This is a genomic window from Vibrio sp. 1078-1 (assembly GCF_033340475.1).
In genome coordinates, this window is sequence record NZ_JAWOWM010000850.1 from 1 (window position 1) to 527 (window position 527).

The window sequence follows — 527 nt, forward strand, 5'->3', positions numbered from 1 at the left end:
TCAACCAGAAGCACCTGCTGCCGGTGAGAAGCCTGAGCAAGAAGAAGAGTTTTAATCTTCTGATAGACTAAAAATAAAGCCCTGCGTTGCAGGGCTTTGTTGTATTTGTCGAAATCAAAATCGAAGAAATTTAAGGCAAACGAAAAGCCTGTACAGCCAAATTACCTTTAGGATCACTATGTACCAAAAGCGACAAGCACCGACGCTATCTAGCAAAGAAGCCGCGATTCAGTTACTTAGTCGTCGAGATCATGGCTTATATGAGCTCCATCAAAAGCTTGCGATGAAAGGCTATGAAGAGGCTGATATTGAAGCTGCGATTAACTTTTGTTTAGAACACAATTATTTGGATGACTTGCGTTACGCCAAAAGCCAAGTGCGTCAACACGTTTACAAAGGTCATGGTGAGCGTCGTATTCGCCAAGAGCTTAACCAGAAGCGCGTTGCAGAATCTGTCATTGAACAAGCAATGGCAGAAGAGCCCCAAGATTGGTTTGAATTGGCAAAGTTGGCAGCAGAGAAGAAAT

1 protein-coding gene is annotated in these 527 nt (G+C 43.3%); it reads left to right on the plus strand.

Annotation, left to right across the window (positions count from 1 at the left end; translation table 11 throughout):
- Positions 1-178: 178 nt before the first annotated feature.
- The coding region (gene recX / locus R7190_RS30435; protein ID WP_318138286.1) for a recombination regulator RecX at positions 179-527 on the plus strand (349 nt) is incomplete at its 3' end.